A 15,634-nucleotide genomic window follows, 5' to 3' on the forward strand; every position below is an offset into this window, starting at 1 on the left:
GATGAGCATGCCTGGAGCTGATGAAGCCTAGGCGTTCTTAGGCCCTAGGGCTTTGCGCGGCTTAGATGGGAAAACCGCGAAACGGGCGGTATCCATTGTGCAGACAAAAAGCCTGGGGTCTTTCGCTGTGGTGGTTCGCGCGGACGATCGACCCCGACGTGCTGCCGCAGGACTATCAGCGGCTGGTGGCCATCGTGCGGGAGGCGGCCGGGCCGGTCACGGTCCGGACCGGCAGGCCGAGGTGCTCGGCCTGCCGGTCGAGGTGCGGGGCAAGCTGGAGCCGCTGCGGGCGAAGCTGAACCGGCTGGCCGACCATTTCCATAAACTATGAATATAAAAAGGCTATGCTTCGAGCATGAGTCGTCAAGACACCGCTCCTGGCGCGTCCGCCGCCATCGGGGCAGCTCTCTACGGCCTGGCCACCAGGGCCGCGAGACGCCTGCCCCGGGACATGAGCCTGACGTCCGCCGCCACCCTGGCCACCCTGGACCGGACCGGCCCGCGGCGCATCACCGATCTGGCCGCGGTCGAGGGCGTCACCCAGCCCGCGATGACCACCCTGATCCGGGTGATGGAGGAGTCCGGCCTGGTCGAGCGGCGGGGCGACGCGTCCGACAAGCGGGTCACGCTGGTGTGCCTGACCGAGGCCGGCGCCTCCTATGTCCGGACGCGGCGCCAGGCGGGCGTCCACGCGTTCGAGCGGTTGATCGGCGAGCTCACCGGCGACGAGGTCGAGGCGCTGGTGGCGGCCCTTCCGGCGCTGAAGCATCTGGCAGAGCTCGAAAGCCAGGACCGCGAAGGGCCGAAGCAGTGACCGGGCAGCCCCGGTCGGCGGGGTCGCGGTGAAGGCGTTCCCGGTGGCGCGTTCCGAGGCGCGGCTGCTGGTCCCCGCCCTGGTGTTCATCGCTCTGGTCGTGGCGGCGGTCGCCAGCCTCGGGACGCCTCTCATCACCAGCGTGGCGACCTCGTTCCACGTCTCGCTCGGCAGCGCGCAGTGGACGCTGACCGTCGCGCTGCTAAGCGGCGCCGTCGCCACGCCGGTCCTGGGCCGGCTCGGAGCCGGCCCGCACCGGCGGGCCACGATCCTCGTCACGCTGGCGGTCGTCGTCGCCGGTAGCGCGCTCACCGTGCTGCCGCTGCCGTTCGCGTGGCTGCTGGCCGGCAGGGCGGCCCAGGGCGTCGGGCTCGGGCTGACGGCGCTGATGATGGGCGTGGCCCGGGACCACCTCCCCGAGGAGCGCAGCGCGGCCGTGATCGCCCTGATCTCGGTGGTCTCGATCATCGGGGCCGGCGTCGGCTACCCGCTGGCCGCACTGCTCGCCGAGCTCGGCGGGGTACGGGCCGCCTACGGCCTCGGCCTGGTGGTCACCGCCGCCGCCCTCCTGACCGCGTGGCGCTCCATGCCCGAAGCCCCCGAAGGCCGCTCCGCCCACGTGGACGTGGCAGGCGCGGTCGTCCTGGCCGCTGCGCTGCTTCTGGTGCTGTTCCTCGCCGGCGAACGGAATCTGTGGAGCCGGCACCTCGCCGTGGCGGTGGGCCTCGCCGTCGTCGCGGTGGTGCTGCTCTGCGTCTGGGCCGTCATCGAGCTGCGCAGCACGACGCCCCTGGTCGATGTGCGGGCGGTGCGGCACCCAGCGGTCGCCGGGGCGAACCTCGCCATGTTCGTCGGCGGGATCGGCATGTACCTCCTGCTCACGCTCATCACCCGGTACGCGCAGACGCCGCACGGCGCCGGCTACGGCTTCGGGCTGACGACCTTCGTCGCCGGGCTGGTCCTCATCCCGTTCTCGGTGCTGGGGTTCGTCGCCGGCAAGCTCACGCCGCGGGTCCGGACGCGGATCGCCGACCCCCTGCTCCTGGCCGGCAGCGCCGTCGTGGTCGGCGGCGGGTTCGCCCTGTTCGCGGCGGCCCGGTCGGACCTGGCCGAACTGTTCGCGGCGATGGGCGTGCTCGGCTTCGGCGTCGGCGGCTTCTCGGCCGCGATGCCCGGTGTCATCCTGGCCGTCACCCCCAAGAGCGAGACGTCGAGCGCCATGAGCTTCAACTACGTCGTCCGCAGTGTCGGGTACTCCCTGGGCAGCGCCATCGGCGGCCTGATCCTCGCCGCGGGCACCGGCCCGGGCCACCTCTTCCCCGATGACGGCGCCTACACCACCGCGGCGCTGGTGGGCATCGCCGCCATGGCGATCACGACGCTGACAAGCCTCGCTCTCGCCCGCCGACGCTCGTCCGAGACCAACCCGTAAAGTCAGATGCACTCATCCCAACACTGGAGGTTCCGTGCCCAAGGGCTACTGGGTCAGCGTCTACCGCACCATTTCAGACCCTGAGAAGCTGGCTGCTTACAACAAGCTGGCCGGTCCGGCCGTCAAGGCCGGGGGCGGTCGGACCTTCGTCCGTGGCGGTCGGGTCGTGGCGCGTGACGCCGGAATCGCCGAGCGCACTGTCCTGATCGAGTTCGACAGCTTCGAGCAGGCCGTCGCGGCGTACGAGAGTGCGGCCTATCAGGAGGCGTTGGTCGTCCTCTCCGACGGCGTCGAGCGCGACTTCCGCATCGTCGAAGGCATCGACTGACCGAGATCAAGATGGTGGATCTTCCCTGAAGATCCACCATCTTGGTTTTCGCTGGTGCGGCTGCTGGTGTGGCGGGGTTCGTGGGTGCTCGTGCTGGTCGTGGGCGGCTGTCAACGTGGCGACTCCGAAGGCGATGCCGGTGATGAGGGTGGTCCACACGCCCCGGCTGGTGATCATGCGCATGTCGACCAGCGGTGCGCGGGCGCGCACCTCGACCACCACCCAGGCGGAGAGTGCGACGGCCGCGCCGGCGAACAGGCCGAGTGTGGTGGTGCTGGTCCAGCCCCAGTTGCCGCCCTTGGTGAGTGCGAGGAGTAGGCAGACCAGGCCGGCCGAGAGTAGGAGCGCGCCGGGTACGTCCACCCGGCCGGGTGCGCGTACCGGAGATTCCGGTACGCCGAACGCGATGCCTGCGGCGGCGAGGGCGATCATGATCAGGGGGATCCAGAACAGCCAGTGGCAGGACAGGGTGGACACGATCGGTCCGGCCAGTACCGCGCCGAGGCCGCCGCCGGCTCCGAGCAGTGCGGACAGCAGGCCGACTGCGACGCCGACCCGCTCGCGCGGCAGTTCGTCACGGACGATGCCGAACGCCAGGGGCAGGATGGCGCCCCCGGCTCCTTGCCGGACACGGCCGATCACCACGGTGGCGAGGTCGTCGGCCAGAGCGGCGACCAGGGCGCCGGTGGCGAGCACGCCGAGGACGAAGAGCAGCACCCGGCGGCGGCCGAACATGTCGCCGAGCCGGCCGCCGCGCATCACGTCACCAGTTGACGGGCAGTTCGTGGACGCCGTAGATGCTCATGTCGTTCCTGAACCGGATGTCCTCGATCGGCTTCGCGAGCCGCAGCCCCGGAAGCCGGCGCAGCAGGGTGGGCAGCGCGATCTGGAGTTCGGCGCGGGCGAGGGTCTGGCCGATGCACTGATGTACGCCGTACCCGAACGCCAGGTGCCCGCGCGCGGGCCGGTCGAGGTCCAGCGTCTCGGGCTCGGCGGTGAAGGCAGGGTCCCAGTTCCCGGCGGACAGGTTCATGATCAGCCCTTCGCCGGCCCTGACGAGCGTGCCGCCGATCTCGACGTCCTCCTTGGCGATGCGAACGATCAGGCTGTGCACGATCGTGAGGTAGCGCAGGAGTTCCTCGACGGCATTGGCGAGCACGGCCGGGTCGTCCGTGTCGCGGATCCTGGCGGCGGCCTCGGGGTTCTCCAGCAAGGCCACGGTGCCGAGAGCGATCATGTTGGCGGTGGTCTCGTGGCCGGCGTTGAGCAGGATGACCCCGTTCATCGCGGCGGTCTCCCGCCGTAGTTCGCCGGTCTGGACATGTTCGCGGATGACCCGGCTCATCAGGTCGTCGCCGGGTTCTTTCTCCTTGCGGGCGACCAGTTCCATCATGTACCCGAAGAACTCCCTGGAGGCCTTGGCCTTCACCTCCGGCGGGGTGTTCATGTTCATCAGCTTGCCGGTGATCGTTTGGAAGAAGCCGTGGTCAGCGTACGGGACCCCGAGCAGCAGGGAGATCACCAGAGAGGGGATCGGCAGCGCGTAGTCCTGGACCAGGTCGCCGGGCTGCCCCTTCACGACCATCTTGTCGATGAACTCGTTCGCCATCGCCTCGATGTCCGGGCGCATCGCGTTGACCCGCTTGACGGTGAAGTCCTTGGTGAGCATGCGACGCAGCCGAGCGTGCTCGGGGTCGTCCATACGGGGGAACATCTCCGGGGCGTTCGGGCCGTCGTGTCTACCGTGGCCCTGCAGCACACCGAGAACTTCGGCGCTGACGGCCGGATGAGCCATGGCGGTTTTGATGTCCTCGTACCGGCTCACGGCCCACACCGTGTGGCCGTCCCAGTTCACCTGCCGCAGACCCTCCTCCCGCCATCGCGCGTACTCGGTGGGCGGGTTGAACGGGCAGCGGGCGACGCGTTCGCCGGGGAAGATCGGCAGGTCGGTGGTGGTCATGGAAATCCCTTCTTTCAGGCAGCGGCGGTGGTGAGGGCGGTGGTCCACGGGGCGCGGGCCGCGATGAGAGCGCGCCACGCGCGCAGAACCTTGGGGGACATGTCGGCGGCGAGGACGCCGACGAGGCGATCGGCCTTGCGGTAGGCGACGAGGAGATGGTCGCTGTCGAGTACGAGTGCCTCGTCGTGGTCGCGGAGGTGGCCGTAGGCCTGGAACTTGGTGCCGTACTGGTCGGACCAGAAGTACGGCACCGGGGCGAACGGCCGGGGTTCGCCGAGCAGGTTGCGGGCGACGGCCATGCCCTGCTCAGCGGCGTTGGTGCGGTGCTCGACGCGCATGTGCGTACCGAACAGCGGGTTGTGCCAGCGGGCCACGTCACCGACCCCGTACACGCGGTCCGCGGCGGAGCTGTACTCGTCACACACGAGTCCGTTGCGGACGGACAGGCCGCTGCCGGCCAGCCACTCGGTGTTCGGCACGGAACCGATGGCCACCAGTACGTCATCAGCCGCCACCACCGTGCCATCAGCCAACCGCACCCCCACCCTTGGTCCGCCACCGGTGCCGATCACGTCGGTGACCGAGACTTGGGTGCGGACCGTCACGCCGTGCTCGACGTGGAGGCGCGTGATGAGCCGGCCGGCCTCCTCGCCGACGGCCAACGCCAGCGGCACCGGACCCGACTCCAGCAACGTCACCCGTACCCCGAGACCGCGCGCGGTGGCGGCGACCTCGGCGCCCACGAACCCCGCGCCGACGATCACCAGATGCCGCCCGGGCCGCAGCCGCTCCTTCAGCGCCAACGCGTCCGGCAGGGTACGCAGCGTGTGCACCCCGGCGAGACCGTCGGTGCCGGGCAGGCGGCGGGCGCGGACACCGGTCGCCACAATCAGCGCGTCGTAGGACAGATGGGTGTCATCGGCGAGTGTGACCACCCGTCGGCCGGTGTCCACCGCGGTCGCCGCGACGCCCAGCCGTAGCTCCAGGCCCAGCGCGTGGATGTCGGTCTCCGGGCGCAGGGCGAGCCGGTCCGGCGCCCACTGCCCGGTCAGCAGCTGCTTGGACAACGGCGGCCGGTCGTAGGGCAGCCACGGCTCGTCGCCGACCAGGGTGATCACGCCCCCGAATCCCGACCTGCGCAACGCCTCCGCCGCCGCCAGCCCACCGGCGGCCGCCCCGACGATCACGACCCGGGTCGGGGAGGCGTTCATGACTCCGCCAGGTGGATCGCCGTGGCCGGGCACACCATGGCCGACTGCCGGACCGCGCCGTGCAGCACCGGCCCTGGTGCCTCGTCCAGCAACACTACGATGCCGTCCTCCTCCCGCTGGTCGAACACCTCCGGCGCGAGCAGTACGCACTGACCAGCGGCGACGCACTTGTCGGCGTCAACACTCACCTTCATCGGATCTCCTCCTCCTCGCCCGTTGCTAACCGGCAGCTGTCTGCCACTTCATCTTTCAGTGCGAAGCTAGCACACAAGTGGCAGCATGGTGCCGGTTGATAGGCTCTGGTGGTGGTCACCGAAACCGAGCGGCCCTTGAGGGCTGATGCCGTACGCAATCTCGAACGCATCGTGCGTGCCGCGCACGCGGCCTTCGCCGACGACGGCCCGGACGTGTCGCTCGAGGAGATCGCCCGCCGCGCGGGGGTGGGCATCAGGACGCTGTACCGGCACTTCCCGCACAAGGGTGACCTGGTCAGGGCCGTTCTCGATCAGAGTGTGGCCGAGAACCTCACACCGGCCATCGAACGAGCGCTAGACGATGAGAACCCGCTGCACGGTCTGACCACGTTGATCGAAACCGCCGTCGACATGGTGGCTCGTGAGATGAGTACTCTGGCCGCCGCGAAGAGCGCCGGCTCCCTCACTCCCGACCTGTCCGCCACGTTCTTCGAGGCGCTCACTCTGCTCGTACGGCGGGCCCAGCAGGCGCGGCTCCTGCGGGCCGACCTCGTCCCGGAGGACCTGCCCAGGATCATGGCCATGCTCACCAGCGTGCTCTGGACCATGGACCCCAAGACCGAGGGCTGGCGCCGCTACCTCGGCTTCCTTCTGGACGGGTTGTCGCCGGCCACGGCGAGCGTCCAGCCCGCGGCGGTTCCTGTGGTCAAGACGCCACGAACGGGCAACTGGGTCCTCTGACGACCCGGCTGCCCAACCAGCCGCCACTTCCTGTCAAAGCGCCGACGACCGATAGTCAACATCAGGGTTGATCTCAGGGTGAACCCTGATGCGCCCAGCTATAACTGTCAGCATGCTGCCAGTTCAGTTACCGCAGCTATCCGTCTGAGAGGTGCCGCTCGTGGCGTTGTCCAATGTGTTGGATTGGTGGCAGTCGTTGCCGGAGCCCGCCCTCATCGCCGGCGCGGGAGTGATCGCTCTCGGTGAGTCCATCATCGGCATCGGGTTCTTCCTCCCTGGTCAGGCGGCGCTGATGATCGCCTCGGCCACCGTCGACTCGATACCCGAGTTCCTGATCCTGTGGGCAGTGGTGACGGTCGGCGCGGTCGCGGGCAACGTGATCGGGTTCGAGCTCGGCCGCCGCGTGGGCCCGGCACTGCGCGAGACCAGACTCGTCAAGAAGCGCGGCGCCAAGGGCTGGGACAAGGCCACGGTTTTGCTCCGCAAGCACGGCCGCTGGGCTGTGTTCGTCGGCCGGCTCGTACCGATTGGGCTTGTGCAAAGCGTGGTGCCCGCCGTCGCCGGCGCGGCGCACATGCCATACCGCACGTTCCTGCCCCCGATGGCGGCAGGCGCGGCCTGCTCGGCAGCAATGCCCCTGCTGATCGGCGTCGGAGTCGCCGCAGGACTGAAGGACGCCAGCGGCATCGTTCTCGTCATCGTTGGCGTACTGCTCGCGCTCGGCGCGGTCGTCATGATCCGTAAGCGCCGCAGAGCGAAGACGACCACAACAGACACGTCGCCCCACGACTCGGACCGCGGCCCGGATCCCGAGCGCGAGCCGGCGCACAGGGCTTGACCATGAAGACCCTTCGCTCAGGGCGGGGCTCGGCCCGCCCGTTCCGGCCTCTCTTTCAGGCGGCATACGCGTTCCACTGAGCGGGACGGTCCAGTGGTCCACGACATATGTCCCATTACGCTGCTGGTGGCTGGCGAGTAGTGGACCGCCCCGGCGATGTGGGAGCCGATGACGTGAGCGTGAGCACGCGACGGAACGAGCCCGGCGAAGTGGTCTACATCCTGGATGACGACGAGCAGTTGTGCTCCTCGCTGGCCTGGTTGCTGGGGTCGGTGCACATCAATGCCGAGTGCTTCACCGAGGCCGCGTCCTTCCTGTCGGCGATCGATCCGGAACGGCCCGCCTGCCTTGTCCTGGACGTCCGTATGCCACATACGGGTGGCTTCCAGGTGCAGGAGATCCTCAATCGGATGGGTTCGTTGCTTCCGGTGGTGTTCGTGTCGGCCCACGGCGATGTCCGTATGTCCGTACGGGCCATGCAGCAGGGTGCCGTTGACTTCCTGGAGAAGCCGTACGACCCGCAGCACATGCTGGAGGTGGTACAAAACGCCCTGCACAAGGCGCGGGAGCTGCATGCCGAGCGCGCCGGGCAGCGCGCGCTGGAGGCCCGGCTCGCCGTGCTCACCCCGCGCGAGCTGGAGATTCTGCGGCTGGTCGTGGAGGGGGTGCCCAGCAAGAACATCGCCGGGCGCCTGGGCATCAGCGTGAAGACGGTGGACGTGCATCGGGCGCACATCCGCGAGAAGACCGCGGCGGAGACCCTGGGCGCCCTGGTCGCGGACGTGCTGCGATACGGCCTGCGCCTGTCGGCGAGCTGAGCCGGAGAAATGCGAGCTGAGCCGGAGGAAACCGCATGGTCGACCTAACGCTGGCCGACCTGGGCCGGCTCTTTCAGGCGCTGCGCTACTGCGTCCTCGTACATGACGCGGTGACCAAGGAGATCATCTGGGCCAACCCGGCCGCCTGCGACGTCCTCGGCTTCACTCTCGACGAGCTGAAGCCCTTGAAGGCGCCCGACATGAGCTCCAACGCCCGCCAGTACGCCCGCGAGATCGGCGTCGCGTGGTTGCAGCGCGCCGCCGATCACGGCACTGCCACCATCGAGTGGAGCTATCGGTCCAAGGCGGGCGAGGACATCCTCACCGAGGCCGTCGCCATCCGCGTGGACCTCGCGGCCGGCCCTGTGGTGATGGTGCAGTTCCGTGACATCGCGGAGGAGAAGGCCACACGCCTGGATCTGTCGCGCACGGAGGGGCGACTGCAGACGTTCCTCCGCAATCTGGATGAGGGCATCGTGGTGCTCGACGACGACGCGCGGGTGCTGTTCGCCAGCGAATCGGCGGGTTCCCTGCTGCGGGTCGACGCCGGGCGGCTCGCCGGAGACGACTTCACCCGGTTCTGCGACCGCGAGTCGGCCACGAGGCTGCGCGAGGTGCTGGCCACGACACCGCGGGGCGGGGCGCCGAGGGACGGCCGTTACCGGTTGCGCGCGACGAACGGCGAGGAGCGCTGGCTCTCGGCCCGATGCCAGTACATCGACATCGAGGGCGACCTGCGAGGGTGCCTTCTGCTGTTCCACGACATCACCGACCAGGTCCGTGCGGAGGAGGAACACCGCCGGGACGCGCAACATCTCAACCACCTCGCCCGCTTCAACGCCATGGGCGACATGGCGATGGCCATCGCCCACGAGGTCAGCCAGCCGATCGCCGCCGCGCACAACTTCGTGGCGGGCGTGCGCGGCCGACTCGCGGGGGACGGCGTGGACGCCGCGTCGCTGGACTGGGGGCTGGACAACGCGACCGTGCAGATCGACCGGGCGGCGCAGATCATGGCCAGCCTGCGCCGGTACGTCGTCGGCCTCGAACAGTCGGAACAACTCGCCGACCTGAACGAGATCGTCGCCGACTGCGCACATCTCATCGACGTACGGGCCCAGCAGAACGCGGTCGCGCTGGAATGGGAGGCGGCGGTGGAACCGCTTGTCGTGCGCTGCGAGAAAGTCCTTATCGGGCAGGTCGTGATGAACCTCGCCTTCAACGCGATCGATGAAATGGCGCGCTGGCCCGCGGAGCGGCGCGTGGTGACCATCGCGACCCGCCGCGACGACGCGCTCGGCGAGATCGAGGTACGCGACCGGGGACAGGGCTTGGCGGCCTTCCCCCACGGCCGGATCTTCGACGGCGCGTTCACCTCGAAGCGGAACGGCAACGGCATCGGCCTCGCCCTCAGCCGCCGCATCGTCACACGTCACGGCGGCACCGTCCACGCGGCTGAGAACGCGCCCCAGGGCGCGGTGTTCGCCCTTCGGCTGCCGCTGGTCGACGAAGCGCCACCGCTGCGCCGCTGACGTCCAGCCGGCCGAAGTGCCCCTGGCTCGCTTCACGCTCTCGAAGGCGGCGCCCTCGTCGGTCACGTCGAGCGGAAGTCCCGCGGTCATGTGACCTACGCCACCGACCCATGGGTGTCACACAGCGGTGAGGGCCGGCGTCTTGTGCCTGGAGCTCAGGAAGCGCCGCAAGGAGGCGCATGTCCGCCTCTGGCTCCCCGAGCTGGACACGGCCGAGGAGCGCAGCACAAATCTCAGCCTGTGGGAGGTCTTTCATGACGAACAGCGTTGCCGGCGAACTCGCCGGCCTGGAGTTGCCGGTCGAGCGTGGCTGCCCGTTCGCCCCGCCCGCCGCCTACGAGCAACTGCGCGAGCAGGCGCCGATCAGCAAGATCCGCATGACCAGCGGTGGCGAGGCGTGGTGGGTGTCCGAGCATGAGGAGGCCCGTGCCATCCTCGCCGACCCCCGCTTCTCCTCCGACAAGCGCAAGGACGGCTGGCCGCTCTTCACCCTCGACGCGGCGACCCTGCAGCAGCTCCGCAGCCAGCCGCCGTTGATGCTCAGCATGGACGGCGCGGAACACTCCGCGGCCCGCCGCTCGGTGATCGGCGAGTTCACCGTGAAGCGCCTGGCCGCGCTACGCCCGCGGATCCAGGACATCGTCGACCACTTCATCGACGACATGCTCGCCGCCGACCACAGCCCGGTCGACCTGGTGCAGGCGCTGTCCCTGCCGGTGCCCTCGCTGGTGATCTGCGAATTGCTCGGTGTCCCCTACACCGACCACGACTTCTTCCAAAGCCGCACCACCATGATGGTGCGCCGGGGCTCGCCGGAAGACCGCCGGCGAGCCTTCGCCGAACTGCGCGCCTACATCGACGACCTGGTCACCCGCAAGGAGTCCGAACCCGGCGACGATCTGTTCGGCCGACAGATCGCCCGGCAACGCCGGGAGGGCACCGGCGACCACGCGGGCCTGGTGAGCCTGGCCTTCCTGCTGCTGACCGCCGGGCACGAGACCACGGCGAACATGATCTCGCTCGGCGTGGTCGGGCTGCTCACCCATCCGGAGCAACTGGCTCTGATCACGAACGACCCGGGCAAGACGCCCATGGCCGTGGAGGAACTGCTGCGCTACTTCACCATCGCCGACGGGGTCACCTCCCGGCTGGCCACCGAAGAGGTGGAGATCGGCGGGGTGAGCATCAAGGCCGGTGAGGGCGTCATCGTCTCGGGCCTGTCGGCCAACTGGGACCCGGCGGTGTTCGAGAATCCGGCCGAACTGGACGTCGAGCGTGGGGCTCGCCACCACGTCGCCTTCGGGTTCGGCCCGCACCAGTGCCTTGGCCAGAACCTGGCCCGGATGGAACTGCAGATCGTCTTCGACACGCTGTTCCGCCGCATCCCCACCCTGCGGTTCGCCGCAGGGGTCGAGGACCTGCCGTTCAAGAGGGACGCCGTCATCTACGGCGTTCACGAGCTCCCGGTCACCTGGTGAGGATGACAATGATGCGCATCAAAGCGGACACCGGCCTCTGCGTCGGCTCCGGCCAGTGCGTCCTGGCCGAGCCGGCCGTATTCGACCAAGACGACGACGGCATCGTGGCCCTGCTGACCGACCACCCCGACGACAAGACCGCGGCACAGGCGCGCGAAGCCGTCATCCTGTGCCCGTCCCGAGCTCTGTCCATCCTACAGGAGTAAGCACAATCCAGGTGGACTACGCGTCCATGCCGTTAGAGGGCGCGGACGCGGGACGAAGCCCGGGAGCGGTTCATCCCGGCGCGGGTGCCGCGCCGGGCCGCGGTCGGTGTCGGGTCACCACTGGGTGATTAGCGGCGTGTCCGGTTCGTGCCGCCGCCAGGCTTCGGCGAGGCGGGCGAGACGGCTGGGGGCGGCGATGCCGCGCACGGTTGCGATCTTGCCGTTGGTGATGTCGAACGACACGGCGCCGACGACCTGGTCGCCGACCACGAAGAGGATGGCGGGGGCGCTGTTGACGAGCGCGTAGTGGATGGCGGGCGTGCCGCCGGCGAGTCGCCGTTTCGCGGGCGTGGGTTTGAAGCCGGCCCGTACGACGGCGGCGATGCGCTGCGGAGCGTCGTACCGCAGAAGCGTCTCGGCCAGGCCGGCACCGTCAGAGATCGCGGTCGCGTCGTCGGTGAGCAGTGCCACCAGCCGTTCGGTGCGGCCCACGGAGGCAGCGGCGAGGAACTCCTCGACGATCCTGCGGGCGGACGCCGGGTCGACTTCACCGCCGCGGCGGCGCGCGGCGGTGACTCGGTGCCGGGCCCGGTGAAGGTGCTGCTGGCTTGCGGATTCGGTGATGTCGAGGATCTCGGCGAGCTCGGCGTGGCTGTAGGAGAACGCTTCGCGCAGGAGGTAGACGGCCCGCTCGAGGGGTGACAGGCGCTCCATGAGCGTCAGTACGGCCAGGGAGACCGATTCGCGCTGCTCGAAAGTGTCGGCCGGGCCGAGCATCGGGTCGCCGTCGAGGAGCGGTTCGGGCAGCCAGGCGCCGACGGCGCGTTCGCGGCGGGCTTGTGCCGAGCGGAGCCGGTCGAGGCACAGGTTGGTGACGACCTTGGTCAGCCATGCTTCCGGCACCTTGATCCGTTGCCGGTCGGCGGCCTGCCAATGCAGGAACGCGTCCTGCACAGCGTCTTCGGCGTCGGCGGCGGAGCCCAGCAGCCGGTACGCCAGCGAGGCCAGCCGGTTCCGGTTGGCCTCGAACCGATCGGTGTCGAAGCGATCAGTGGCGGTGCTGTCCACGCGGACCACCCTAGGCGGCTACGCGAACGCCTTCTCGGCGGACGCATCTGGTGCGGTGGCCAGGCGGCGCTTGCGCTTGGGCAGGCCGAAGGTCGGGTGCGAGTTGGCCCACAGCGAGACCTTGAGGATGCCCGCTTTGATCCGCGCGGCCTTCCGGCCGCCCACGTACTTCGGCTTCGCCACCCCTTCGTCGTCGACCGCCTGCAGGATCCCGTCCCGGCGCCCGAGGCTGATGTGGTTGCCCAGGTAGACCAGCTTGGTGCGGGGGATCTCGCGGCCGGTCAGCTGTGCGAGGATCGCGGCGAGCGCCTGCATGCTGGTGAAACCGGCCGAAGCGCAGGACATCGGCAGCGGCCGGCCGTTGTCGCCGATGGCGTAGGCGCTGTCGCCGGCGGCGTAGACGTTCGGGTGCGAGACCGACCGCATGGTGCGATCGACGATGATCTGACCGTTCTCGGTGACCTCCAGCCCGCCGGCGGCGGCGATGGGGTTGACCGCGAACCCGGCCGTCCACACGGTCGCGTCGGACGCCAGGGCGGTGCCGTCGGCGCACAACACCCGCGTCGCTTCGACGGCTTCGACGCTGGTGTGCTCCAGGACGGTGACGCCCAGCCGGTCGAAAGAACGGCGCAGGTGGCTGCGGGCTCCGGCGGAGAGCCGGGCGCCCAGCTCGCCGCGGGCGACCAGCGCCACCGACAGGCCAGGCCGGGATTCGGCGATCTCGGCGGCGGTCTCGATGCCGGTCAACCCGTCGCCGACGACCAGCACACTCCCGCCTTCACCCCGCCTGCCCAGGCCGTCCAGGCGCTCGCGCAGGCGCAGCGCCGAGGGCCGGCCGGCGACATTGAAGGCATGCTCGGCCACGCCGGGAACGCCGCTGTCGGCGACGTGGCTGCCGAGCGCGTAGACAAGCGTGTCGTAGCCGAGCTCGCCGCCGCCGTCGGCGTCGGCCACAGTGACGACCTGGCCCTCGGAGTCGACAGCGGTGACACGGGCCACGCGCAGCCGTATCCCCGTCCCCGCGAAGACGTCGGCGAGCTGTTGAGTCTCGATCTCCTGACCGGCCGCCAACTGGTGCAGCCGCAGCCGCTCGACGAAGTCCGGCACAGCGTTGACCACGATGATCTCGGTGTCCACCGGGGACAACCGGCGGGCCAGGTTCCCGGCCACGTAGACCCCGGCATAGCCGGCGCCGAGGACGACGACGCGGTGCTTCATGTGCTGCTCCTATCGGTTCGCTTCTGCCCCTTGAGCGAGGCAACGCCGCGATTCCTGACAGGACTTGATGGTGATGTGGGTCACTCCCGCGCCCCGCGCGTGGACTAAGGAAATCCCCTAGGGCGTCCAACCAATTCCCAATTGTCGGCCGATCTCGGCGCGCATAGCGTGAGATCACTGCGGAAGGCCCTGCTGGCCGGTAATGCGAGGGAGAAATCACCATGGCGCGGACGTTGGATTCCCCGGCCTCTGCCGGTCCACCTTCGGCGAAAGAAATCGCCTTTGAAGAGGTCCTGGTTAAAGTGGCCGAACGGCGGGCGGAATTCGATGAGAAACGCCACGTTCCTGGCGACATCATCGCCGAGTTCAAGCGCGCGGGAATCTATCGGGCGAGCACCCCCAGGCGCTTCGGCGGCGACGCGCTGCCGCCGGCCGACTTCCTGGCCCGTATCGAGCGGATCTCGATGATCGACGGCTCGGCGGGGTGGGTCGCCAGCTTCGGGTCCGCGCTGGTCTACCTGGCCGCGCTGCCGCTGGAGACGCAGGCCGAGTTGTACGCCGACGGGCCGGACGTCGTCTTCGCGGGCGGCCTGTTCCCGGTGCAGCCCGCCGCCATCGTCGAGGGCGGATATCAGGTCTCGGGCCGCTGGAAGTTCGCCAGCGGCTGCATGGGCGCCGACATCCTCGGCGTGGGCATCACCGCGGGCGAGCAGCAGGCCGGCCGTCCCCTGACCGCCCTGCTGCGCCCCGGACAGGTGGAGATCGTCGACAACTGGGACGTCATCGGACTGCGCGGCACCGGCAGCCATGACCTCAAGGTGGACGGCGTCGTCGTCCCTCCTGAATGGACGTTCGTGCGCGGGGGCCAGCCGACCGTGGACGAGCCGTTGTACCGCTACCCGACCGTCCCGTACGCCTCCCAGGTGCTCGCGGTCGTCGGCCTCGGCGTCGCCCGCGCCGCCCTCGACCACGTCATCCGCAACGGCGGCCGCGGCGGCTACACAGGCGCCCCGAAGCCGGCCGATCGCGCCACCTACCGCATCTCGGTCGGCAGGGCGGAGGCCGACCTGCGATCCGCACGCGCCTTCTTCTACGAGATCACCCACGAGGTGTACGAAACGGTTCTGGCCGGCGACCCGGCGACCGCGAACCAGGCCAGCCTGCTGCGCCTGGCCTCCGCCCACCTGGCAAGAACCTCCTTCGAGGTCGTGCGTACGGCCTATCAACTGAGCGGCATCCCGGCCATCGCCGACGGCAGCCCGATGCAGCGCTACCTGCGCGACGCCTCGGTGGTCCCACAACACGCCTTCCTCCAGGAAGGCATGTACGACGGCGCCGGCGCGGTCCTCATGGGCGTACCGCCCTTTCCCGGCTATCTCTAAGGAATCCTCATGGCCCAGCCCACCACCCCGGAACGCCTGCGGGTGCTCTTCTGCATCGGCGTCAACCAGAACTTCTTCGACCTGCCGACCGGACAGGCCGGCCCGGTCTGGGATGGCTTCGTCAGCATGCTGAGGCAATTGTCGGAGCTGCCTGGTGTGACCGTTCTCGGCACCTTCGACGACGATCGGCACATGGTCGGTCCGTCCGCCTCCTGGCCCTGGACCTCCTACATTTTGGCCGACGTGCCCGAGCAGGCGACGGTCGCCGCGGCCTGCAACCTGTTCCGCACGGTGCAGGTCGGCGAGCACGGCCTCTGGCGGTACATGAAGATCGAGGCGCGCATGGGCCGCCCGCTGCCCGTCCCCTCCGACGCTGTCGAGGGGGACGCGCGATGACCGGGACGATCGGCCGCT

Annotated in this window: 18 protein-coding genes; 11 read left to right on the top strand and 7 right to left on the bottom strand. The window is 69.5% G+C overall.

The genetic code is table 11. The annotated features are described in order from the left end of the window. Positions 1 to 175: 175 nt before the first annotated feature. Complete coding sequence (locus ACGFJ2_RS37115; RefSeq protein ID WP_393476498.1) at positions 176 to 322, bottom strand: hypothetical protein; 147 nt, start codon at positions 320 to 322, stop codon at positions 176 to 178. 33 nt (positions 323 to 355) lie between these two features. Between ACGFJ2_RS37115 and ACGFJ2_RS37120 the strand changes: the two genes are divergently transcribed. From ACGFJ2_RS37120 to ACGFJ2_RS37130, 3 genes are read left to right on the top strand one after another with little or no spacing between them, the layout of a single operon-like run. After that, positions 356 to 814 carry a MarR family transcriptional regulator gene (locus ACGFJ2_RS37120; protein WP_358181365.1) on the top strand — a complete coding sequence of 153 codons (459 nt, stop codon included), beginning with the start codon at positions 356 to 358 and terminating at the stop codon, positions 812 to 814. A gap of 43 nt (positions 815 to 857) precedes the next feature. Continuing rightward, entirely contained in the window at positions 858 to 2,246 is a 1,389-nt protein-coding gene (locus ACGFJ2_RS37125; RefSeq protein WP_393476503.1) for an MFS transporter, read from the top strand. A 34-nt stretch (positions 2,247 to 2,280) separates the two neighbouring features. Continuing rightward, entirely contained in the window at positions 2,281 to 2,574 is a 294-nt protein-coding gene (locus ACGFJ2_RS37130; RefSeq protein WP_357939971.1) for a DUF1330 domain-containing protein, read from the top strand. Between the two features lie 6 nt (positions 2,575 to 2,580). Here ACGFJ2_RS37130 and ACGFJ2_RS37135 read toward each other — a convergent pair whose 3' ends face one another. Genes ACGFJ2_RS37135 through ACGFJ2_RS37150 form a run of 4 tightly spaced genes read right to left on the bottom strand, consistent with a single transcriptional unit; the run spans position 2,581 to position 5,939 of the window. After that, positions 2,581 to 3,333, bottom strand: a complete 753-nt coding sequence (locus tag ACGFJ2_RS37135) for an MFS transporter (RefSeq protein ID WP_393476506.1) — start codon at positions 3,331 to 3,333, stop codon at positions 2,581 to 2,583. Positions 3,334 to 3,337: 4 nt separating this feature from the next. Further along, positions 3,338 to 4,534, bottom strand: coding sequence for a cytochrome P450 (locus ACGFJ2_RS37140; protein WP_393476509.1), 1,197 nt, complete (start codon positions 4,532 to 4,534; stop codon positions 3,338 to 3,340). A 14-nt stretch (positions 4,535 to 4,548) separates the two neighbouring features. Continuing rightward, a complete protein-coding gene (locus ACGFJ2_RS37145; protein ID WP_393476512.1) occupies positions 4,549 to 5,745 on the bottom strand; it encodes an NAD(P)/FAD-dependent oxidoreductase in 1,197 nt (398 codons plus the stop codon). Next, on the bottom strand, positions 5,742 to 5,939 hold the full coding sequence (locus tag ACGFJ2_RS37150) for a ferredoxin (protein ID WP_393476515.1): 198 nt from the start codon (positions 5,937 to 5,939) through the stop codon (positions 5,742 to 5,744). The genes ACGFJ2_RS37145 and ACGFJ2_RS37150 overlap by 4 nt, the downstream gene beginning before the upstream one ends. A 111-nt stretch (positions 5,940 to 6,050) precedes the next feature. Here ACGFJ2_RS37150 and ACGFJ2_RS37155 point away from each other — a divergent pair, with 111 nt between their 5' ends. The 6 genes from ACGFJ2_RS37155 (at position 6,051) to ACGFJ2_RS37180 (ending at position 11,552) form a co-directional block, all read left to right on the top strand. Then, the gene (locus tag ACGFJ2_RS37155) at positions 6,051 to 6,680 is read left to right on the top strand and encodes a TetR/AcrR family transcriptional regulator (protein WP_393476518.1); all 630 of its coding nucleotides are present in this window, start codon (positions 6,051 to 6,053) and stop codon (positions 6,678 to 6,680) included. 151 nt (positions 6,681 to 6,831) lie between these two features. After that, positions 6,832 to 7,518 carry a DedA family protein gene (locus tag ACGFJ2_RS37160; protein ID WP_393476521.1) on the top strand — a complete coding sequence of 229 codons (687 nt, stop codon included), beginning with the start codon at positions 6,832 to 6,834 and terminating at the stop codon, positions 7,516 to 7,518. A 179-nt stretch (positions 7,519 to 7,697) separates the two neighbouring features. Then, positions 7,698 to 8,336, top strand: coding sequence for a response regulator (locus ACGFJ2_RS37165; protein WP_357939975.1), 639 nt, complete (start codon positions 7,698 to 7,700; stop codon positions 8,334 to 8,336). A 35-nt stretch (positions 8,337 to 8,371) separates the two neighbouring features. Continuing rightward, on the top strand, positions 8,372 to 9,868 hold the full coding sequence (locus tag ACGFJ2_RS37170; RefSeq protein WP_393476524.1) for an ATP-binding protein: 1,497 nt from the start codon (positions 8,372 to 8,374) through the stop codon (positions 9,866 to 9,868). A 254-nt stretch (positions 9,869 to 10,122) separates the two neighbouring features. Continuing rightward, positions 10,123 to 11,346 carry a cytochrome P450 gene (locus ACGFJ2_RS37175; RefSeq protein ID WP_393476527.1) on the top strand — a complete coding sequence of 408 codons (1,224 nt, stop codon included), beginning with the start codon at positions 10,123 to 10,125 and terminating at the stop codon, positions 11,344 to 11,346. A gap of 8 nt (positions 11,347 to 11,354) precedes the next feature. Further along, the gene (locus tag ACGFJ2_RS37180) at positions 11,355 to 11,552 is read left to right on the top strand and encodes a (4Fe-4S)-binding protein (protein ID WP_357939981.1); all 198 of its coding nucleotides are present in this window, start codon (positions 11,355 to 11,357) and stop codon (positions 11,550 to 11,552) included. Between the two features lie 114 nt (positions 11,553 to 11,666). On the opposite strand, the gene ACGFJ2_RS37185 is transcribed toward ACGFJ2_RS37180, so the two are convergent. Together ACGFJ2_RS37185 and ACGFJ2_RS37190 are read right to left on the bottom strand one after the other, a co-directional pair. Next, positions 11,667 to 12,620 carry a sigma-70 family RNA polymerase sigma factor gene (locus ACGFJ2_RS37185; RefSeq protein ID WP_393476530.1) on the bottom strand — a complete coding sequence of 318 codons (954 nt, stop codon included), beginning with the start codon at positions 12,618 to 12,620 and terminating at the stop codon, positions 11,667 to 11,669. Positions 12,621 to 12,638: 18 nt separating this feature from the next. Continuing rightward, on the bottom strand, positions 12,639 to 13,838 hold the full coding sequence (locus ACGFJ2_RS37190; protein WP_393476533.1) for an NAD(P)/FAD-dependent oxidoreductase: 1,200 nt from the start codon (positions 13,836 to 13,838) through the stop codon (positions 12,639 to 12,641). Between the two features lie 302 nt (positions 13,839 to 14,140). On the opposite strand from ACGFJ2_RS37190, the gene ACGFJ2_RS37195 reads away from it, so the two are divergent. Further along, positions 14,141 to 15,220 carry an acyl-CoA dehydrogenase family protein gene (locus ACGFJ2_RS37195; protein ID WP_393476536.1) on the top strand — a complete coding sequence of 360 codons (1,080 nt, stop codon included), beginning with the start codon at positions 14,141 to 14,143 and terminating at the stop codon, positions 15,218 to 15,220. A 9-nt stretch (positions 15,221 to 15,229) separates the two neighbouring features. Further along, positions 15,230 to 15,616, top strand: a complete 387-nt coding sequence (locus ACGFJ2_RS37200; protein WP_357939989.1) for a hypothetical protein — start codon at positions 15,230 to 15,232, stop codon at positions 15,614 to 15,616. The last annotated feature ends 18 nt before the right edge of the window (positions 15,617 to 15,634 follow it).

It is taken from the genome of Nonomuraea sp. NPDC049028 (genome assembly GCF_043197735.1).
Taxonomy (GTDB): domain Bacteria; phylum Actinomycetota; class Actinomycetes; order Streptosporangiales; family Streptosporangiaceae; genus Nonomuraea.

Bases quoted from the DNA above. Each gene is read 5' to 3' on its own strand.
- ACGFJ2_RS37115 (WP_393476498.1), bottom strand. From the start codon at position 322: ATGGAAATGGTCGGCCAGCCGGTTCAGCTTCGCCCGCAGCGGCTCCAG.
- ACGFJ2_RS37120 (WP_358181365.1), top strand. From the start codon at position 356: ATGAGTCGTCAAGACACCGCTCCTGGCGCGTCCGCCGCCATCGGGGCA.
- ACGFJ2_RS37135 (WP_393476506.1), bottom strand. From the start codon at position 3,333: ATGCGCGGCGGCCGGCTCGGCGACATGTTCGGCCGCCGCCGGGTGCTG.
- ACGFJ2_RS37140 (WP_393476509.1), bottom strand. From the start codon at position 4,534: ATGACCACCACCGACCTGCCGATCTTCCCCGGCGAACGCGTCGCCCGC.
- ACGFJ2_RS37145 (WP_393476512.1), bottom strand. From the start codon at position 5,745: ATGAACGCCTCCCCGACCCGGGTCGTGATCGTCGGGGCGGCCGCCGGT.
- ACGFJ2_RS37150 (WP_393476515.1), bottom strand. From the start codon at position 5,939: ATGAAGGTGAGTGTTGACGCCGACAAGTGCGTCGCCGCTGGTCAGTGC.
- ACGFJ2_RS37170 (WP_393476524.1), top strand. From the start codon at position 8,372: ATGGTCGACCTAACGCTGGCCGACCTGGGCCGGCTCTTTCAGGCGCTG.
- ACGFJ2_RS37175 (WP_393476527.1), top strand. From the start codon at position 10,123: ATGACGAACAGCGTTGCCGGCGAACTCGCCGGCCTGGAGTTGCCGGTC.
- ACGFJ2_RS37180 (WP_357939981.1), top strand. From the start codon at position 11,355: ATGATGCGCATCAAAGCGGACACCGGCCTCTGCGTCGGCTCCGGCCAG.
- ACGFJ2_RS37190 (WP_393476533.1), bottom strand. From the start codon at position 13,838: ATGAAGCACCGCGTCGTCGTCCTCGGCGCCGGCTATGCCGGGGTCTAC.
- ACGFJ2_RS37200 (WP_357939989.1), top strand. From the start codon at position 15,230: ATGGCCCAGCCCACCACCCCGGAACGCCTGCGGGTGCTCTTCTGCATC.